The 18,766-nt window shown below is 64.0% G+C and carries 14 protein-coding genes; 7 read left to right on the top strand and 7 right to left on the bottom strand.

Going from position 1 to position 18,766, the window contains the following annotated elements; all coding sequences use genetic code 11:
* Window positions 1-2: 2 nt before the first annotated feature.
* Genes ABID26_RS03590 through thrC form a run of 3 tightly spaced genes read right to left on the bottom strand, consistent with a single transcriptional unit; the run spans window position 3 to window position 3,319 of the window.
* A complete protein-coding gene (locus ABID26_RS03590; protein ID WP_292366830.1) occupies window positions 3-599 on the bottom strand; it encodes a GNAT family N-acetyltransferase in 597 nt (198 codons plus the stop codon).
* Between the two features lie 15 nt (window positions 600-614).
* Window positions 615-1,907 carry a M16 family metallopeptidase gene (locus ABID26_RS03585; protein ID WP_292372642.1) on the bottom strand — a complete coding sequence of 431 codons (1,293 nt, stop codon included), beginning with the start codon at window positions 1,905-1,907 and terminating at the stop codon, window positions 615-617.
* Window positions 1,908-1,921: 14 nt separating this feature from the next.
* Complete coding sequence (gene thrC, locus ABID26_RS03580) at window positions 1,922-3,319, bottom strand: threonine synthase (protein ID WP_354413871.1); 1,398 nt, start codon at window positions 3,317-3,319, stop codon at window positions 1,922-1,924.
* Between the two features lie 128 nt (window positions 3,320-3,447).
* Here thrC and ABID26_RS03575 point away from each other — a divergent pair, with 128 nt between their 5' ends.
* Window positions 3,448-4,191, top strand: coding sequence for a hypothetical protein (locus tag ABID26_RS03575; RefSeq protein ID WP_126101434.1), 744 nt, complete (start codon window positions 3,448-3,450; stop codon window positions 4,189-4,191).
* 30 nt (window positions 4,192-4,221) lie between these two features.
* On the opposite strand, the gene ABID26_RS03570 is transcribed toward ABID26_RS03575, so the two are convergent.
* On the bottom strand, window positions 4,222-4,911 hold the full coding sequence (locus tag ABID26_RS03570) for an HAD family hydrolase (protein WP_126101433.1): 690 nt from the start codon (window positions 4,909-4,911) through the stop codon (window positions 4,222-4,224).
* Window positions 4,912-5,200: 289 nt separating this feature from the next.
* On the opposite strand from ABID26_RS03570, the gene ABID26_RS03565 reads away from it, so the two are divergent.
* Entirely contained in the window at window positions 5,201-6,334 is a 1,134-nt protein-coding gene (locus ABID26_RS03565) for a site-specific DNA-methyltransferase (protein WP_126101432.1), read from the top strand.
* Between the two features lie 148 nt (window positions 6,335-6,482).
* Here ABID26_RS03565 and ABID26_RS03560 read toward each other — a convergent pair whose 3' ends face one another.
* Window positions 6,483-7,094, bottom strand: a complete 612-nt coding sequence (locus tag ABID26_RS03560) for an HAD family hydrolase (protein ID WP_354413867.1) — start codon at window positions 7,092-7,094, stop codon at window positions 6,483-6,485.
* Window positions 7,095-7,104: 10 nt separating this feature from the next.
* Complete coding sequence (gene mutY / locus ABID26_RS03555; RefSeq protein ID WP_354413865.1) at window positions 7,105-8,223, bottom strand: A/G-specific adenine glycosylase; 1,119 nt, start codon at window positions 8,221-8,223, stop codon at window positions 7,105-7,107.
* A 32-nt stretch (window positions 8,224-8,255) separates the two neighbouring features.
* Here mutY and ABID26_RS03550 point away from each other — a divergent pair, with 32 nt between their 5' ends.
* The 3 genes from ABID26_RS03550 to smc all read left to right on the top strand — a co-directional run bounded on the left by ABID26_RS03550 (window position 8,256) and on the right by smc (window position 13,211).
* Entirely contained in the window at window positions 8,256-8,756 is a 501-nt protein-coding gene (locus tag ABID26_RS03550; protein WP_354413863.1) for a DUF721 domain-containing protein, read from the top strand.
* A 192-nt stretch (window positions 8,757-8,948) separates the two neighbouring features.
* Window positions 8,949-9,692, top strand: coding sequence for a DsbA family protein (locus ABID26_RS03545; protein ID WP_354413861.1), 744 nt, complete (start codon window positions 8,949-8,951; stop codon window positions 9,690-9,692).
* Window positions 9,693-9,752: 60 nt separating this feature from the next.
* Entirely contained in the window at window positions 9,753-13,211 is a 3,459-nt protein-coding gene (smc, locus tag ABID26_RS03540; RefSeq protein ID WP_354413858.1) for a chromosome segregation protein SMC, read from the top strand.
* A 28-nt stretch (window positions 13,212-13,239) separates the two neighbouring features.
* Here smc and ABID26_RS03535 read toward each other — a convergent pair whose 3' ends face one another.
* Window positions 13,240-14,952 carry an HAD family hydrolase gene (locus ABID26_RS03535; protein WP_354413856.1) on the bottom strand — a complete coding sequence of 571 codons (1,713 nt, stop codon included), beginning with the start codon at window positions 14,950-14,952 and terminating at the stop codon, window positions 13,240-13,242.
* 305 nt (window positions 14,953-15,257) lie between these two features.
* Between ABID26_RS03535 and ABID26_RS03530 the strand changes: the two genes are divergently transcribed.
* Both ABID26_RS03530 and ABID26_RS03525 read left to right on the top strand, forming a co-directional pair.
* Window positions 15,258-15,767 carry a DUF1772 domain-containing protein gene (locus ABID26_RS03530; protein WP_354413853.1) on the top strand — a complete coding sequence of 170 codons (510 nt, stop codon included), beginning with the start codon at window positions 15,258-15,260 and terminating at the stop codon, window positions 15,765-15,767.
* A 1,329-nt stretch (window positions 15,768-17,096) separates the two neighbouring features.
* On the top strand, window positions 17,097-18,452 hold the full coding sequence (locus ABID26_RS03525; protein ID WP_354413852.1) for an FAD-binding oxidoreductase: 1,356 nt from the start codon (window positions 17,097-17,099) through the stop codon (window positions 18,450-18,452).
* Window positions 18,453-18,766: the final 314 nt, after the last annotated feature.

Here is an 18,766-nt window from a genome sequence, read left to right as displayed (position 1 = left end):
TATCAGCCCTTCGTTCCATCACCCGGCGGATCGTCCGCGATCCGGGCGTAGAGGTAGTGATCCTGCCAGACGCCGTTGATCCTGAGGTAGGATCGCAAAAGTCCTTCGCGCCGGAATCCGGCTTTTTCAAGCACGCGGATCGATCGGGCGTTTTCGGGAATACAGGCAGCCTCGATCCGGTGCAACCTCAGCGTATCGAAGGCAAAACGCGACACCAGCTTGACGGCGTCGGTCATCAGGCCGCGGCCGCCGAAGCGCTCGCCGATCCAGTAGCCGATATGGCCGCTTTGCGCGACGCCGTGGCGGATGTTGCCGAGCGTGATGCCGCCGGCGAGCTTGCCGCTGGACTTCTCGAAGATGAAGAAGGCGATGGCCGTGCCTTGCGCATAATCCTCGCGGTAGCGGCCGATGCGCAGCCGCCAGGCGGCGCGGTCGAGCTCGTCCGGTTGCCAGCGCGGCTCCCATGGCTCCAGGAAGGCACGGCTTTCGCCGCGCAGCGTCGACCATTCGCGGTAGTCATTGGTCAGCGGCACGCGCAGCGTGACCTTTTCGCCCTTCAGTGCCGGCAGGTCGCGGCGAAAGAAAGGAAGCGCGAACATGGCGCGTGACGAAGTTTAGACGGCGAGCCTGCGGGCCGTCGTCTGCGGGCCCGCAAGCGAATCGAGGATCGCCTCGTAGGGCGCCAGCGTGCCGACGGGGCCGACCGCAGTCAGCGTTGGCTTGGTCGAGAACAGCCGCGAGGAGAGGTCGGTCAGCCGGTCGACGGTCAGCGCCGCCAGCCGCTCCATCAGCTCCTCCTTGGCGATCGGCCGCCCGAACAGGAGCAGCTGCCTGGCGATCTGCGAGGCGCGGCTTGCCGGGCTCTCGGCCGACATGATCAGGCCGGCGCGATATTGCGCGCGCGCCCGGTCGAGCTCTTCCTGCTGGATGCTTTCGCCGGCCTTCTGCAATTCGTCGATGATCACCGGCACCAGCTTGGCGATATCGCTCTGCCCGGTCGCGGCGTGCACGCCGAAAATGCCGGTATCGGAGAAGCCCCAGTGGAAAGCATAGACCGAATAGCACAGGCCGCGCTTCTCGCGCACTTCCTGGAACAGCCGCGACGACATGCCGCCGCCGAGGATCATCGACAGCACCTGCGAGGCGTAGAAGTCGCGCACATGATAGGCGCGGCCCTCGAAGCCGAGCACGATCTGCGCGTCCATCAGGTCGCGGTCCTCACGGAAGTCGCCGCCGACATATTGCGCATATTGCGGAATGTTGCTGGAGGCCTTGGCGCGGAAGCCGCCGAGCTGTTTTTCGACCTCGCGCACGAAACTGTCGTGCTTGATGTCACCGGCGGCCACGATCACCATGCGCTCGGCGCCGTACTGCCGTTCGATGAAATCGTGCAACTGCCTGGAGGTGAAGGATTTGACCGTCTCCGGCGTGCCGAGGATCGAGCGGCCGATGGTCTGGTGGCGGAAGGCGGTTTCGGTGAAACGGTCGAAGACGATGTCGTCGGGTGTGTCATGCGCGGCGCCGATCTCCTGCAGGATCACATGCTGCTCGCGCTCCAGCTCCTCGGGGTCGAATTCCGATTCCTGCAGGATGTCGGCCAGGATATCGACGGCCAGCGGCACGTCGTCGGAGAGCACCCTGGCGTAGTAGGAGGTCGTTTCGACGCTGGTGGCGGCGTTGATCTCGCCGCCGACATTCTCGATTTCCGAGGCGATCTGGAAGGCGCTGCGCCGCTTCGTTCCCTTGAACGCCATATGCTCGAGCAGATGGGCCATGCCATGCTCTTCATCGCGTTCATTGCGGGCGCCCGACTTTACCCAGGCACCAAGGGCAACGGATTCGAGACTTGGAAGGGTTTCGGTGGCGACTGTCAGGCCGTTCGACAGACGGCTTACCTCAACACCCATATGGCAACTACTCCCTAACGGGCCGCCCGCGTGTGGCGGCTCACGTAATCTTCCACCATTTTCAGCTCGGATGGAAGTATCGTGTATTTTTCGTCGGCTGTCATCAAGCCACCTAGCCATGCGGGCAGGGCAGGTGAAATGCCGCTGGCAGCCTCGACCGCTGCCGGGAACTTCGCCGGATGCGCGGTGCCGAGCACCACCATGGGGACAGTGCCGGAAGCGTGAGAGGCCGCCACATGCACGGCGGCCGCCGTATGCGGATCGAGCAGATAGCTGGTTTTTTCAAGCGTCTTGCGGATGGTTGCGGCGACCTCGTCGACGCTGGCGCGGCCGGCGTCGAACTCGGCGCGGATCCTTGCCATTTCGCCGGCCTCGATGGTGAAGGCGCCGGACTGCTTCAGCCCGTTCATGTAGCGCCTGACCGTCGCGGCATCGCGGCTAGCTGCCTCGAACAGCAGGCGCTCGAAGTTCGACGAAACCTGGATGTCCATCGACGGCGAAGTGGTGGCGAACACGCCCTTGGTGCGATATTCGCCGCTCGACAGCGTGCGCGCCAATATGTCGTTGTCGTTGGTGGCGATGATCAGCCGCTCGACCGGCAGCCCCATGCGCTTGGCGGCGTAGCCTGCGAAAATGTCGCCGAAATTGCCGGTCGGCACGGTGAAGGACACCGGCCGCTCGGGCGCGCCGAGCGACAGCGCCGAGGAGAAGTAATAGACGATCTGGGCCATGATGCGGGCCCAGTTGATCGAATTGACGCCCGACAGCGACACACGGTCGCGGAAGGCGTGGTCGTTGAACATGTCCTTCACCAGGCCCTGGCAATCGTCGAAATTGCCTTCGATCGACAGCGCATGGACGTTCGCAGCAGCCGACGTCGTCATCTGCCGCTGCTGCACCGGCGAGACCTTGCCGTTGGGGAAAAGGATGAAGATGTCGGTGCGGTCGCGGCCGGCGAAGGCATCTATTGCCGCACCCCCGGTGTCGCCGGAGGTGGCGCCGACGATGGTGGCGCGCTGGCCCCGTTCGGCAAGCACATGGTCCATCAGCCGCGCCAGCAGCTGCATCGCCACGTCCTTGAAGGCGAGCGTCGGGCCGTGGAAGAGCTCGAGGACGAAGCTGTTGGCGCCGGTCTGCACGAGCGGGCACACCGCATCGTGCCGGAAAGTCGCATAGGCCTCGCGCACCAGCCGCTCGAAGACGGGTGCCGCGATCTCGCCGCCGAGGAAGGGAGTGAGCACGCGGATGGCAAGGTCGGGATAGGCAAGGCCGCGCATGGCGCGGATGTCGGCGGCTGAAAATTGCGGCCACTCGCGCGGCACGTAAAGCCCGCCGTCGCGCGCTAGACCGGCCAGCACCGCGTCGGAAAATCCAAGCACGGGCGCATCCCCGCGGGTACTCACATATTGCATCGTAAAAGACCCATTGCTGCCGGCCGCGTCATCCACGGCAAATTGGTTAATTTTCCGAGCCGGCTCAGTCGCATTTTTGCCGTGGCGTTGATATACGTCACCGGCTTTGTGAGAGGGAAGAGCAGTTCATGGCGTTTAATTCGGTCAACCGTCGTTTTGTCGCGGGTCTGGCGCTTGCCGGCTTTATGCTTGCCGCCGCCGGCTGCCAATCGAGCGACAACGGCATTCTGAACTTCGGCTTCGGCAAGAAGGACCCGACCGCGCCGCCGCCGCCGCAGGACCCCAAGGTGCTCGCCAGCCAGCTGCGCGCCTACTGCCCGAAGGTGACGCTGCGCGACGGCACCGCCTTCTTCAACACCTACGCCAAGGGCACGGCCGCCAAGCCGAAGAAAAAGAAGGCTGACGCTGCCGCGGACGCCGACGCGGCAGCCGCCGCGGCCGCGCAGACCGGACCCGACGGCGCGCCGGTCGATCCCAATCGCGATCCCGCCAAGGTCATCTACCAGGCCTCGATTACCGACGTGACGCGCGACTGCACACACGAAAACGGCCAACTGACAATGAAGATCGCGGTCGCCGGCAAGGTCGTGCCAGGCCCGATGTTCGCGCCGGGCACCGTCACCATGCCGATCCGCGTCGCGGTCCAGCACGGGCCTGACGTGCTCTATTCGCAGCTCCACCAGTACCAGGTGCAGGTCACCGACCCGTCTGCGGCCACGCAGTTCGTCTTCACAGACGCCAATGTCGTGGTGCCGGAGCCCAGCGCGACCGACTACCAGGCCTATGCCGGCTATGACGAGAACGCGCCGGCAGTCACGGACAAGTCGAAGGGCAAAAGGAAGAAGCGGGTCGCCGCAGCGGCGACGAACTAGCCGAGGGTTAGCTAGAGTTTCCAACGAACCCTAAGCGTCTTCCGACCATTCCGACAAAGCCGCGATCGTGCTGTTCAGCTCCGCCCAGCGGCGGATGACCGTCTCGGCGCCGGCTTCGGTCAGCGCGTCGGCATGGCCGGGATAGCTGTGTCCGGCGCCGGTGAAGCCGATGACGCGCATGCCGGCCGCCCTGGCGCCGGTGACGCCGTGCACGGAATCCTCGATGACGAAAGTGTTCTTCGGGTTGGCGCCCAGCTTTTCGGCGGCATAGAGGAACACGTCCGGCGCCGGCTTTGTCTTCTTGCTGGGGATGTCGAGCCCTGAAAAGATGCGGCCGGCGAAGAACGGCAAAAGCCGCACCTTCTCCAGCATGAACTCGATCCGCTCGGTGCGGGAATTGGAGCAGACGGCGCGCGGCGCGGTGACGGCCGCCACCGCCTCGTGGGCGCCGTCGATGACGCGCACGTCGGCGCGCAGCTTGCGGTCGACGAGCTCCTCGGCGCGGTCGATCAGCGAGGCCTGGAACGGAATGTGGGACTTCTCTTCGAGCCGCAGCATGATGTCCTTGAAGGTCAGCCCGGCATAGGTCTCGAAAATCTCCTCCGCCGAGATCTCGAACCCGGCCGACGTCAGAAGCTCGGCCTCGACGCGCGCGGCGACGATTTCGGAATCGACGAGCACGCCGTCGCAATCGAAGATGACAAGGTCTGGCTGGGGCATGGCAATCCGGAAATTGGCAGGGAACATGGCCTGACTGGCTTAGAGCATGATGCCGAAAAGTGTGGAGCGGTTTTCGGACGACATCATGCTCTATTTCTTTGATTTGGAGCCGGATTCAGATTTCAAGTCGAACAGACCTGAAATCATCCGGCTCTAGGCGGCGCGGCATACACCAATGGGCCGGTCTTCGCAAACCGCCGGCGCAGGCTCGCTCGGCCTTCACCGAATGTTTACGCTGATCGATAACCATAACAGCCAGTAAACCATAACGCGTGCTTTGGGTGTTTCGATGTCTGCCGTGCGTCTTCTCGACGAGCTTTCCCACGCTCCCCAGCCGTCCGAATGGCTGGACACGATCCTGAAAGGCGACTGCGTCGCGGCCCTCGACAGGCTGCCGGAAAAGTCGATCGACGTCATCTTCGCCGACCCGCCCTACAATTTGCAGCTCGACGGCGACCTGCACCGGCCCGACCAGTCCAAGGTCGACGCCGTCGACGACGACTGGGACCGGTTCGAGAGCTTTGAGGCCTATGACGCCTTCACCCGCGCCTGGCTGCTGGCGGCGCGCCGCGTGCTGAAGCCCAACGGCACGATCTGGGTCATCGGTTCCTATCACAACATTTTTCGCGTTGGCGCCCGCATGCAGGACCTCGGCTTCTGGATCCTGAACGACGTCGTCTGGCGCAAGACCAACCCGATGCCGAACTTCCGCGGCCGCCGTTTCCAGAATGCGCATGAGACGATGATCTGGGCCTCGCGCGACCAGAAGGGCAAAAGCTACACCTTCAACTACGAAGCGCTGAAGGCCTCGAACGACGATCTGCAAATGCGCTCCGACTGGCTGTTCCCGATCTGCACCGGCGGCGAGCGCCTGAAGGACGACAACGGCAACAAGCTGCATCCGACGCAGAAGCCGGAAGCGCTGCTTGCCCGCATCATGATGGCTTCGACCAAGCCGGGCGATGTTGTGCTCGATCCCTTCTTCGGCTCCGGCACCACGGGCGCCGTCGCCAAGCGCCTCGGCCGCCATTTCGTCGGCATCGAGCGCGAGCAGGCCTATATCGACGCCGCCAATGAGCGCATCGCGGCCGTTCGTCCGCTGGAGGACGCCGATCTCACCGTGCTCTCCGGCAAGCGCGCCGAGCCGCGCGTCGCCTTCATCAGCCTGATCGATACCGGCCTGATGGCCCCGGGCGCCACGCTCTACGACGCCAAGAAGCGCTGGGCCGCCAAGGTGCGCGCCGACGGCACGCTGGCCATCGGCGACAGCGCCGGCTCGATCCACAAGATCGGCGCCGAGGTGCAGGGGCTGGATGCCTGCAACGGCTGGACCTTCTGGCATTATGAGCGCAGCGGCGGCCTCACCCCGATCGATGAATTGCGCCGTATTGCCCGTCTCGGCATGGAGCGGGCAGGGGCCTGATCCGCCAGAGCAATTCCAGGAAAAGTGCACGGCGGTTTTCCGTCCGGAATTACGGAAGAACAATATTCAAGAGCGGTTCGGCGATCCCATGGAATCGCCGAACCGCTCTTGAATCAAGACTTCAACGGATCGCCTCAAGCGATTCAGATCAGGCCGCAATCCCGAACCGCTCAAGGTCCGCTTTAAGCGTCTTGGCGTCGGTGAACAGCACCGCCTGCCAGCCGGCGGCCTTGGCGCCGTCGACATTCTTTTGGCTGTCGTCGATGAACAGCGTAGCCGATGGCTCAAGGCCGAACGCGGCCACGTGATGATCGTAGATGGCGCGGTCGGGCTTGATCTGGCGGATGTCTGCCGACACCGTGACGCCGCGCGGTCGGCTGAGAAAGTCGAAGCGCTGCCTGGCTTCGGCAAGCGTGTCGGCGGCGAAGTTGGTCAGCAAGGTCACATCGTGGCCGGTCTCGATCAGGCCGAGCATGATGGCGACGCTGTCCTCATAGGCATGCGGCACCATCTCATGCCAATGGCGGCGGAAATTGCGGATGTTTTCCGCGTGAGCGGGGTACTCGGCAATCAGCAGCGCTTCCGCTTCTTGCCATGAGCGGCCGCGATCCTGCTCGATGTTCCAGTCATGCGTGCAGACGTTGTCGAAGAACCACTTGCGCTCCTCGGCATCCGGAATGAGGCGGCTGAACGGGATATTCGGGTCATAGTGTAGCAGCACCCTGCCGATGTCGAAGACGATGTGGCGGATTTCGGTCATGCCTGTCCTTTCAATGAGCGCGTTGTTTCCTGGTCGCGCCCGGTATCGCCGCCTCGATTACCTTTTTCATGACGGTTGGCAGCGCTTCACCGGAAATTTCATGGGCCAGCGACCAGAAATGCCCATCCGGCGCACCACCCTCGATGTGGGCATGGAAGACGTCGAGTTCGAGCGCGAAATGGGTGAAGACATGGCCGATCCGCCCGGCGCGCCGCCAGCCGGCCGGGAAGGGCGCTGCATCTTGCGTGGTCGCCCCGTCGATCCGCGCCGTCCAGGCCGTGGTCGGCACCTCGGTCATGCCGCCGAGCAGGCCCTTGTCCGGTCGCTTGCGCAGCAGGATGGCGCCATCCTCGCGCTGGGCGACAAAGGCAGCACCCCGCCTGAGCGGCTTGTCGCTCTTCGGCAGGCGTACGGGAAAACGCTCCGGATCGCCAGAGAGGATCGCGCTGCAACCTTCCCGCAATGGGCACAGCATGCAACGCGGCCGCCGCGGCGTGCAGATCGTTGCGCCGAGATCCATCATCGCCTGGGCGAAATCGCCGGGCCTCGTCTCAGGCACCAGTTTCTCGACCAGCGCGCGGATTTCTTGCTTGGTCTCGCCGAGCGGCGTTTCAATGGAGTAGAGCCGCGACACGACGCGCTCGACATTGCCGTCGACGACGGCGGCCGGGCGATCGAAGGCGATCGCCGCGATCGCCGCCGCCGTGTAGGCGCCGATTCCCGGCAATTCCTTCAACCCGGCCTCGGTGTCGGGAAAACGGCCGCCCTGCCGCGCCACGAGATCGGCGCAGGCCTTCAGGTTGCGCGCCCGGGAATAATAGCCGAGCCCGGCCCAGGCCTTCATGACATCCTCGGCGGGCGCGGCAGCCAGCGCAGCGACGGTCGGCCATTTCTCGACGAAGGTCCGGAAATAGGCTTTCACCGCCTCGACCGTGGTCTGCTGTAGCATCACCTCGGACAGCCAGACGCGATAAGGGTCAGGCCTTGTCCCCCGCGCGAACGCGCCCGGCGTCACGCGCCAGGGCAGGTCGCGGTGATGCGCGTCGTACCAGCCAAGCAGGCTGGCAGCGACGCTGCTGTCTCCGGATACGGCCTTGTCGGCCTTGCGGGTCTGGTCTTGCGGTGCCATTGATCGGGTGAACCGGGGATTGGAGAACGCACATGGCAGGGAAAAGGCCCTTCGGCAATCCCGTTCCGGTGAGCGACCTCGCGACCGAGATCCTCGATCCGGTGCTGAAGAAGCGCGCCGGCATCTCGATCGGGCTGGTGCAATCCTGGGAAGAGATCGCCGGACCGCGCCTGGCCAGCCACTCGCGTCCGGAAAAGATCCAGTGGCCGCGCCGCCTGCATGAGGACGACCCGTTCGAGCCCGCGACGCTGATCATCGCCTGCGAAGGCATGGCGGCGCTGCATTTGCAGCACGAGGCCGGCGAGGTCATCAACCGCGTCAACGCTTTTCTGGGCTTCAACGCCATCGGCCGCATCAAGATCTTGCAGAAGCCAGTCCTTTCGGCGAAAGACCGGCCGAAACCGGCGCCGAGGCCGCTCAGCGAGGCCGAGAAATCGAAGCTGGCGCGCACGGTCGGCAAGATCGAGGACGATGGCCTGCGCGCTTCGCTGGAGCGGCTTGGGGCGACCATCCTGGGACAAAAAAGACCATGACTGCCGAAAGTCTGCCGTCGTTTCGGGAAAAGACATGCGCCGTGCTGCAAAATTGTCGCCAATATCGCGTATTCGTGATCGCGCCCGAAAAATTTGGCGATTGGATTGGGGACGGCGATGCCTTAATTCGCGCCAACTCTCGCCTTTTCTAGCCCTTGCATTGCAAAATCCAACCGATATCAGGTGATTCGCATGAACCGTGCCCCGTTTGGCAAAAGCTTGTCCCGCAGAAACCTTCTGACCACGCTGGCCGCTGTGCCGGCGGTGGCGCTGCTTGCCGCATGCAGCGACTCGGGCGAGGACGCAAAGGCGGCCGACGTGAAGCCTGCCAATCCGTCGACGCCGGCCAAACCTGCGACGCCGGCGGCCGTTCAGGTACCGGAAGCGCAGGGCACCGTCGACATGGCCGAGCTGCTGAAGCCCGGCGCGTTGCCCGACAAGCAACTCGGCAAGGACGATGCCAAGGTCACTATCGTCGAATATGCCTCGATGACTTGCCCGCATTGCGCGCATTTCAACGAGGCAACCTTCCCGCAGTTGAAGTCGAAATACATCGACACCGGTAAGGCGCGCTACATCCTGCGCGAATTCCCCTTCGACCCGAGCGCCGAGGCCGGCTTCATGCTGGCGCGCTGCGCCAAGGACAACTATTTCGCCATGGTCGACGTGCTGTTCAAGCAGCAGCCGAGCTGGGTTGGCGTCAGCAACACCAAGGAAGCGCTGCTGCAGATCTCCAAGCTTGCCGGTTTTACACAGGAGTCCTTTGAGGCCTGCTTGACGGACCAGAAACTTCTGGACGATGTGAGAGCAGTCCAGAAACGCGGAGCGGACGAGTTCAAGGTCGACTCGACGCCGACCTTCTTCATCAACGGAAAGACCTACAAAGGGGCGATGTCGATTGAGGAAATGTCGGCCATCATCGACCCTCTGCTCTGACGTCCAGGCCGCGCCGAAGCGGCCTAGCTTCGGCGCGTTCGCCTGTATGGGGCGGCGCGAATGAAGTTTTCGCGCCTTCGCCTCCTCGGTTTCAAGTCCTTCGTCGAGCCCGGTGAGTTCGTCATCGAACGCGGGTTGACCGGCATCGTTGGGCCGAACGGCTGCGGCAAGTCGAACCTCGTCGAGGCGCTGCGCTGGGTGATGGGCGAAAGCTCCTACAAGAACATGCGCGCGTCCGGCATGGACGACGTGATCTTTTCAGGCTCCGGCGCGCGGCCGGCACGAAACACCGCCGAAGTCACGCTTTTTCTCGACAATAGCGACCGCACGGCGCCCGCCGCCTTCAACGATGCCGATGAATTGCAGGTGTCGCGCCGCATCGAGCGCGAGGCCGGCTCGCTCTATCGCATCAACGGCAAGGAGGCCCGCGCCAAGGACGTGCAGCTGCTCTTCGCCGACCAGTCGACCGGTGCCCGCTCGCCCTCCATGGTCGGGCAGGGCCGCATCGGCGAGCTGATCCAGGCCAAGCCCCAGGCCCGCCGCGCCCTCCTCGAAGAGGCCGCCGGCATCTCCGGCCTGCACACGCGCCGTCATGAAGCCGAGCTGAGGCTGAAGGCGGCGGAGCAGAACCTCGAGCGGCTGGACGACGTCGTCGGCGAGCTGGAAAGCCAGATCGAGAGCCTGAAGCGCCAGGCGCGCCAGGCCTCCCGCTTCAAGAACCTGTCGGCCGACATCCGCAAGGCCGAAGCGACGCTACTGCACTTGCGCTGGACATTGGCCAAGACCCAGGAAGGCGAGGCGCGCTCGGCGCTGGCTATTGCCACCACGCTGGTCGGCGACCGCGCCGCAGCGCAAATGGCGGCCGCCAAGGAGCAGGGCATCGCCGCGCACCGGCTGCCCGACCTGCGCGACGCGGAAGCCGCCGCGGCCGCCGCTTTCCAGCGCCTGTCGATCGCCAAGACGCAGATCGAGGAGGAAGCCGGCCGCATCCGCTCGCGCCAGGCGGAGCTGGAACGCCGGCTGCAACAGCTCGATGCCGACATCGCCCGCGAGGAGCGGATGGTGCGCGACAACGCCGATATCCTGGAGCGCCTGCGCGCCGAGGAGGCCGAGCTCAACTCGGAAAACGCCGGTGCCGCCGAGCGCGAGGCCACCACGCGCGCCGCTTTCGAGCAGGCCGGCGCGACGCTGTCGCAAAGCGAAGCAAAACTTGCCGCGCTGACCGCCGAACGGGCCGAGGCGGCCGCCTCGCGCCACCAGATCGAGCGCACTTTGCGCGAGACCGCCGAGCGCCGCGACCGCTTCGCCCGCCAGCTCGCCGAGGTCGACCGCGAGCTCTCCGACATCGTCGCGCGCATTTCCGGCCTGCCCGATCCGGCCGAGAAGCAGCTTCTGGTCGAGGACGCGCTCGCCCGCCTGGAAGAGAGCGAGCTAGGCGCCATCGCCGCCGAGCAGGCTGTCGCCGAGGCGCGCTTCGCCGAAAGCGCCGCTCGTCCGCCGCTGCAGGACGCCAAGGCTGAGTTGCAGCGCATCGAGACCGAAGCGCGCACGCTGGCCAAGATCCTCAACGCCGCGAGCGGCGATCTTTTCCCCTCGGTGCTGGAGCAGATCAGCGTCGAGCGCGGCTATGAGACTGCATTGGGTGCGGCGCTGGGCGAGGACCTCGATATCCCGCTCGACCGCAGCGCCCCGGTGCACTGGGGCGAGAGCGCGGTCCAGCCCGGCGATGCGGCGCTGCCCGAAGGCGTGAAGAGCCTTGCCAGCGTGGTGCGCGCGCCGGCGCAGCTTGCCCGCCGCTTGGCGCAGATCGGCATTGTCGATGCCGCCGACGGCCGCCGGCTTCAAGCGTTGCTGGCGCCTGGACAGCGGCTGGTGAGCCGTGACGGCGCGCTCTGGCGCTGGGACGGCTTGACGGCCAGCGCCGACGCGCCGACCGCCGCCGCGCAGCGGCTGGCGCAGAAGAACCGCCTGGCCGAGCTCGATGCCGAGGCGGTGCAGGCGACCCGCGTCGTGCGCGAGGCCGAGGAGGCGCTGGCGCGCGCCGAGCAGGCGATGCGGCAGGCGAGCGAAGCCGAGCGCAACGCGCGTCAGGCCGGCCGCGATGCCCAGCACCGGCTGGACGCCGCCCGCAACGCGCTGGCCGAGGCCGAGAAGGCCGGCGGCGAATTGGCGAGCCGGCGCGCCGCGCTAGAGGAGGCGCGCGCGCGCATCGTCGACAGCCACGAGGAAACACAAGCCACGTTCCTCGAAGCCGAGGAGATGCTCAAGGACGCGCCCGATCTCGGCGACCTGCAGCTCCAACTCGAACAGGCTTCCGCCAATGTCGCGCGCGATCGCGCCACGCTCGCCGACGCGCGCGCCGTGCATGAGGGGCTGCGGCGCGAGGCCGAGGCGCGCATACGCCGGCTCGACGCGATCGGCGCCGAGCGCAGAAACTGGCTGGAGCGCGCCGAGAACGCCTCGACGCAGATCGCCGCCCTCGGCGAGCGCAAGGCCGAAGCCGAGGCCGAGCGCGAGAGGCTTGCCGACGCGCCCGACGAGATCGATGCCAAGCGCCGCGCGCTCTTGACGCAGCTTTCCGAAGCCGAGGCGCTGCGCCAGGCCGCCGGCGACCGGCTGCAGGAAGCTGAGAACCATCAGGCCGAGCTCGACAAGGCGGCGACCGCCGCAATCCAATCGCTTGCCGAAGCGCGTGAGACCCGCGTCCGCGCCGAGGAGCGGCTGACGGCGGCGGACGAGCGGCGCGCCGAGGTCGAGGCGCGCATCCAGGAAGCGCTGAACACGCCGCCGCATCTCGTCATCAAGCATACCGGCCTCGAAGCCGATGATCCGATGCCCGACATGGCCGAGATCGAGCGCCAACTCGATCGGTTGAAGATCGAGCGCGAGCGGCTCGGCGCTGTCAATCTGCGCGCCGAGGAAGAGCAGAGGGAGCTGTCGGAGCGGCTGGAAACGATCGTCTCCGAGCGCGAGGACATCATCGAGGCGATCCGCAAGCTGCGCCAGGCGATCCAGAGCCTCAACCGCGAGGGCCGCGAGCGGCTGCTGTCGGCCTTCGAGGTGGTGAACGGCCATTTCCAGCGACTGTTCTCGCACCTCTTCGGCGGCGGCACGGCCGAATTGCAACTGATCGAGTCGGAAGATCCGCTGGAGGCGGGGCTCGAAATCCTCGCCCGCCCGCCGGGCAAGAAGCCGCAGACAATGACGCTGCTTTCCGGCGGTGAGCAGGCGTTGACGGCGATGTCGCTGATCTTTGCCGTCTTCCTCACCAATCCGGCGCCGATCTGCGTGCTCGACGAGGTCGACGCGCCGCTCGACGACCACAATGTCGAGCGCTTCTGCAACCTGATGGAAGAGATGGCGAAGACCACCGAGACGCGCTTCGTCATCATCACCCACAACCCGATCACCATGGCGCGCATGGACCGCCTGTTCGGCGTCACCATGGCCGAGCAGGGCGTCAGCCAGCTGGTCTCGGTCGACCTGCAGGCTGCCGAAGCGATGCGCGAGGCGAGCTGAGGCAACGCGCCCGTCCGGATCGACTAAGTTACTTCTCCGGTGCCGTGGCCGGCGCGGTGTAGCGGCGGCGCACAGCCTCCAGCACGCGCTTGCGGCTTTCCTCGGGCGAGAGACGCTTGTCCTTCTCGGCCTCGGCCGTCTCGCGCGCCAGCTCCTTGTCCCTGATCTGTTGGCGGAACCATTTGGAATAGTCGCCGGCGCGCAGATGGTATTCCCAGGTTTTGTCGTCGATGCCTTCCGCCATCCGGGCGAAGATGATCAGATTGTGCGCCCTCAGATTCATCGCCTTCTTCGGCCCGGTAAAATAGAAGCTGCCGGCCTCGTCGAGCTCGCCTTCGGCATATTTGCGGCTGTGCCGCTTCAGCGATTGGTCGGGCTCGATCGCCTTGACGGTGAAAGGCTTCTTGTCGTCCTGCGGCCGCCACAACAGCACACGCTCGCCCTTCGGCGTGGGGATATTCTTGGGCACCTCCAGCCCGGCCTCCTTGCAGAAGGTCTTGATGACGCCCTTCGCCTTTGGGCCGAGGGCAATGACCGCCGTCACCAGGCGCAAGGCGCCCGTCGAGATCGCCTCCGGATGCACCGTGATCAGCACCGTGCCCGGCAGCTCGAGCGAAAGCACCGCGCGGGTGTCCTCGCGCTTTTTGGGCAAGAGATGGTGCGCCTCGTCGATGATCAGCCAATTCGGCCTTGCCGTGCGGTAGCGGACGCTGCCGAGGCCTGGCAACAACTCCGCAAAGAAATCGGGCCGCTCGTCGACCTTCAGCGCCAACCCGTTGACCACGATGTTGTTGTCCGGCTTGTCGATCAGCTCCAGCAACTGGTCCTTGCTCGGCGCGCTCGAGGCATCGCCGAGCGGCACCGCGCCCTGCAGCCCGTCATAGTCGCCTTCCGGATCGAAGATGCAGAACTGCAGCCCTTTCTCGACCAGGCGCTCGGTCAGCGCCGTGGCCAATGTGGATTTGCCGATGCCGGAGCTTCCGGCAATGAGAACGGTCTCGACGGGCGACAGATAGATCTTCTTGCCATGGGCCGTTCCCAACAGGACGCCGCGCGAGCGCTTTCGAGCGATCAGATGGTCGAGCTTGATCAGCTTGCGGATCAGGTCCTCGACGCCCTTGCCGCGCGCGCCTTTGGTGACGAAGTCGGCTGTTTCCTTCACCGCCGGCAAGGCGTTGGCGACGGCCACGCTCAAGCCCGCGGCCCTGAGAAAGGCGTGGTCGTTTTCGGCATCGCCGACGGCTACCACATTGTTCGGCGACAGCTTGAGATCGGTAAGCGCGGCCCCCAGTCCCGTCGCCTTGTTGATGCCTGAGGGCAGGATCATCACAGCGCCCTTGTTGAAGATGATTTCCAGCTCCAGCCCGAGTTTCTTGATGACGTCGAGCACCGTGGCCTGGTGCGGTTCCCAGGTGGCGACGATCGAACGGCCGACCGACAGCGGCTTGACGCCGCGTCTCTTCAGCCTGTCGACAAGATCGGCGGACGGGGAGGGCGAAATCGTGCGCTCCTCTTCACTGGCAGGCGTGTAGATCAGCGCGCCGTTTTCGGCCACGACCTTGTCGAACATGCCGATCTCCGGGAACACTTCCTTGAGGTCGGGCAATTCGCGGCCGGTGACCAGGATCAGCTTGCGGCCGGATCGCTTCAGTTTTTCCAGTGCCGAGAGCGTGCTTGCGGCGACCAGGCCGTTATGCGCCAGCGTGCCATCGTAGTCGGTGGCCAATGCCATGAAATACATCGGATGGTCCTCTCCGCTGGCGATCGCTCGTCTGGAACGAACAACGCCTGTCGGCGCAAAAGGTTTAAGCCGATGGTTTGCTTCGAAACGACCGGGGCGTTCGGCCCTGCGCACGGCGCATCCAGCGCGCCATGTGCGACTGGTGCGGGACGCCTGCGGGCGAGACCTCTTCCGGCATTGCTCCCCGGCAGGCCGTACTTGCTCGATGGAACCTCGCCAGCGCGCCTACGTTCGGTCTGGAGCGTCGCTCGAAATCGTCGAGGCCGCCTCGCGGAAGCAATCGAGCCGCAATGAGAGGCCCATCCATGTATGTTTTCCTGGAGGTCCTGACCGTCATCCTCGTGGCGAGCGCGATGGCCATGGCGCTCGCCCATGCGCTGGAACTGCCGGGCAAATTGCGGCTCGGCAGGCAAGAGTATTTTGTCGTGCAGCAAATTTATTATCCGGGCTTCACGATCGGAGGCGGCATCGCCGAGGTCGGCGGGATCGTTGCGACGTTTGCGTTGATGCTGACGTCGGGCGGCGCTGTCCGGTTCTGGCTGACCGCCGGCGCTTTGGTTGCACTCCTCGCCATGCAGCTTGTCTTCTGGCTCATGACCCAGCCGATCAACAAACATTGGCTGCGGGAGGTGGAATTGAACGCGCCGGCGAAGCGCTTCTTCGCAACCGAGGGCAACGACGGAGCCCCGCTCCCGCCAACGGAAGAATGGACCGCACTTCGTAACCGGTGGGAACTCTCGCACGTCGTCCGCGCGGCGTTGGCGATGCTGAGCCTGATCCTGCTGACCGCGGCAATCGCCATCCAAGGCGCCTGATCTCCGGCCGGGCCTTCGATCAACTCACACGAAGCTTCAAGGCAAGGCGCGGCCAATTATCGGTCGTGGTAAATCTTCGTTTGGAGGATGGCTGGGGTTCCTGGAAGCTTTTCGAACTTTCTGCGTCGCGCATCAGCCCGAATTGCGGGTACTTATGGACAAAGTGGGACACTAGATTCGGTATTTGGATTGCACCGACTTCTGGGCACGGGCGCCGGATAGTGCGTCAGCACGAACTTCTAAGCGCACTACGTTTTGAACGGCCGCTTAACGCCCAATTTCGGTAGTAGAGATCGAATTCGGAAGTTCTTGAAAGCAGACCTCTTGCGGCGATCATGGAGGAGGTCAAGGCTGCGCCGCCTCCGGGACTTTGTGATCCGCTCAGGTATCTGGCCATCGAAGCCAACGCGCTGATGTTGGTGGCCGCGCGCGACTAAGATGTCGGCAGGTTTGCAGCACGTCAGGCAGTGGGGACCTCGTCCACGGCAACCAGCTAGGCGACCTCCCAGTGCTCGCTATGGAAGAGTTCGCCTATCTGGTGAACATGCGCCTTGCCAAGCAATTCAGCCTGTTTCCGCCCATCGCGTTTCCAGTTTGTCGAGAAAGTCGAACAGCCCGTCGTGACTAGCCGAAGTCGCTCAACCGTTGCACGCGACGAGGAGCCTACAGGCCGGCTGAATGGGGAGGAGAGTAGGGAAGAAAAAACCTCAGAGAAAGCCCCTCTGTTCCAACGGCTTAAGCGAGTAAATTGATGGTGTGGGGGCGGTCTGGAGAGTACCCGTCTCTGGTCGGCAATTCACGGATATCCGGGAACACATCGGGGGATCCCCGCAAAAATGGCAGAAATATCGTCTACTCCACTCACCCAACTCGGCGCATTTCGGCCACTTCATTGGAAAATTCCCGTGAAGTGGAAAACGGGAATTCTTGCAAGATAACAGGGAAGGCCTCGGCCAAAATCGTAGGCGACCAGTGAACGCCGCTTGTTTTGGGCGTGATGGTTTCGGTCTCTGCTGCACGATGATTCTTGCCCACAGGAGTTCGTAGATGCCGAGATTGAGCGCGGCGAAGAAGGCTGAGGTTTTTGGCGAGTGCGCTTAGATATTAAAGAGAATATTCAAGCTTGCCGCTGAAGCCGCATAAGAACCCCGCGCGGTTCGGGCCCTAGGATCCAGCGGCAACGTCAGCTGTTGCATCGGATCGTCGCCGGGATCATGATCCCCTTGGCTAATAAATTCCGGCGTAGAATCGTTCGGACCGTTCGCTTTCTGCGCCGGTTTCACCGTGGCTTCCGCGGCAGGGCGGTCGCCTGACAGGAGGGGAAGCGTCATGGAAGTCCAAACAGAACTTGCTCGAAATTTTCTCGGATCAGTTCTCCAGCCCGGCGCGCCCACTTTTGATGAGGTAAGGAGGATACACAATGGCCTCGTCGACCGACGCCCCGCAGTCATTGCCCGTTGTCGAGGTATTGCCGACATCGTCGATGCTGTCCTTTACGCCCAAGCGACCGGTCTGGAGATTTGCGTACGCGGCGGCGGCCACAACGTCGCTGGGCGTGCGGTGGTCGACAATGGCCTTATGATCGACCTCTCCTTGATGAAAGGAGTTCACGTGAATGCTGCCGCCCGGACGGCCGTAGTCGAGGGCGGGGTGACTTGGAGGGAGTTAAATAGAGAGACCCAGTTACATGGTCTTGCGACCACTGGAGGGGTGATTGGAAGTACTGGTGTTGCTGGACTTACCCTCGGCGGCGGCCTTGGATGGCTTATGCCGAAATACGGGATGGCGCTGGACAATCTGATCTCCGTCGATCTGGTGCTCGCAGACGGTTCCGTGGTGAAGGCGAGCGCCGACGCAAATCCCGATCTCTTCTGGGCGCTCCGTGGCGGCGGTGGCAACTTCGGCGTTGCCGCTTCCTTCGAGTTCCGCCTGCATTCCGTCGGCCCGGTCGTGTTCGGAGGGATCGTTGCCTTTCCATTCCGAGAGGCGAGACAAGTCCTCCGCGGGTTCCGGGACCTCGCCGAAAATGCCTCGGACGACCTTATGCTCGTCGCCGCCTTAACTACCGCGCCAGACGGGTCGGGCACCCCGATCGTTGCCATCGTTTCCTGTCATATCGGCTCACCCGAAGATGCGGAGATCGTTGGACGCCAGATCCGGAGCTTTGGCACCGTAGCGGTGGATGCGTTAGGGCCGATACCCTATGTGGACCTCAATGGAATGCTGGACGCGGGCTTCCCTTCCGGCGCATTCAACTACTGGAAGTCCACGTTCCTTCCGCGCCTTGACGACGACGCTGTCGAGGCCCTCGTGATCGCGTATGAGCGCTGCCCGGTTCCAACAAGCTCGATCTTGCTGGAAGGTTTCCACGGCTTTGCGTCGCGCGTTCCGGTAGGATCCACCTCCTTCGCGCTCCGTGACATTGGCTTTAACACGCTCGTGCTTGGTCAATGGATGGACAAGGCCTCTGCGGATCGCACCACCGCTTGGGCGCGCGCCAGCTTCGATGCCGTCGAGCCCTTTGCTGGCAAGCGTCGCTATGCAAATTATTTGGGAGCAGACGAGGACGCCGGCGCGGCAGCGTTGGCCGCCTATGGTCAAAACCTCGCAAGGCTGCGGCAGTTGAAAACGCACTATGACCCCAACAACATCTTCCATCACAACGTGAACATAGCACCCGCCTAGGATATGGCGTTCGAGGCAGTAGGAGGCTACCGCCAATACAGCGATGCAACCCGTTCGTCTGTCGATAGGGGCTTCGAAAGCGAGGTTAGCAGGTTCAAACCCTGTCCCCGCAACCACTTTCTTCATAAATCAATAACTGTCCCGATCTGATCAATCGGGGCGGTTCTTCGCGTTCTGCGTTGCTACAAGCCGGGTAATCACAATTGGCGACTGTCGCAGGCGTCCGACTGCTTAGCAAAACCTGCCAAGCAGCCGAGCCTTCTCACCCTCAACCTCCACAGGGAACATGAGAGCTAGCCGCCCGATGAGGTAAG

The organism is Mesorhizobium shonense (assembly GCF_040545255.1).
Classification (GTDB): Bacteria; Pseudomonadota; Alphaproteobacteria; order Rhizobiales; family Rhizobiaceae; genus Mesorhizobium; species Mesorhizobium shonense.
Note: the sequence above shows the minus strand (reverse complement) of the source record. Positions and strands in the feature narration are given on the sequence as shown.

Bases quoted from the DNA above. Each gene is read 5' to 3' on its own strand.
- ABID26_RS03525 (WP_354413852.1), top strand. From the start codon at position 17,097: ATGGAAGTCCAAACAGAACTTGCTCGAAATTTTCTCGGATCAGTTCTC.
- smc (WP_354413858.1), top strand. From the start codon at position 9,753: ATGAAGTTTTCGCGCCTTCGCCTCCTCGGTTTCAAGTCCTTCGTCGAG.
- ABID26_RS03590 (WP_292366830.1), bottom strand. From the start codon at position 599: ATGTTCGCGCTTCCTTTCTTTCGCCGCGACCTGCCGGCACTGAAGGGC.
- ABID26_RS03545 (WP_354413861.1), top strand. From the start codon at position 8,949: ATGAACCGTGCCCCGTTTGGCAAAAGCTTGTCCCGCAGAAACCTTCTG.
- mutY (WP_354413865.1), bottom strand. From the start codon at position 8,223: ATGGCACCGCAAGACCAGACCCGCAAGGCCGACAAGGCCGTATCCGGA.
- ABID26_RS03530 (WP_354413853.1), top strand. From the start codon at position 15,258: ATGTATGTTTTCCTGGAGGTCCTGACCGTCATCCTCGTGGCGAGCGCG.
- ABID26_RS03565 (WP_126101432.1), top strand. From the start codon at position 5,201: ATGTCTGCCGTGCGTCTTCTCGACGAGCTTTCCCACGCTCCCCAGCCG.
- ABID26_RS03575 (WP_126101434.1), top strand. From the start codon at position 3,448: ATGGCGTTTAATTCGGTCAACCGTCGTTTTGTCGCGGGTCTGGCGCTT.
- ABID26_RS03585 (WP_292372642.1), bottom strand. From the start codon at position 1,907: ATGGGTGTTGAGGTAAGCCGTCTGTCGAACGGCCTGACAGTCGCCACC.
- ABID26_RS03570 (WP_126101433.1), bottom strand. From the start codon at position 4,911: ATGCCCCAGCCAGACCTTGTCATCTTCGATTGCGACGGCGTGCTCGTC.
- ABID26_RS03535 (WP_354413856.1), bottom strand. From the start codon at position 14,952: ATGTATTTCATGGCATTGGCCACCGACTACGATGGCACGCTGGCGCAT.
- ABID26_RS03560 (WP_354413867.1), bottom strand. From the start codon at position 7,094: ATGACCGAAATCCGCCACATCGTCTTCGACATCGGCAGGGTGCTGCTA.
- ABID26_RS03550 (WP_354413863.1), top strand. From the start codon at position 8,256: ATGGCAGGGAAAAGGCCCTTCGGCAATCCCGTTCCGGTGAGCGACCTC.
- thrC (WP_354413871.1), bottom strand. From the start codon at position 3,319: ATGCAATATGTGAGTACCCGCGGGGATGCGCCCGTGCTTGGATTTTCC.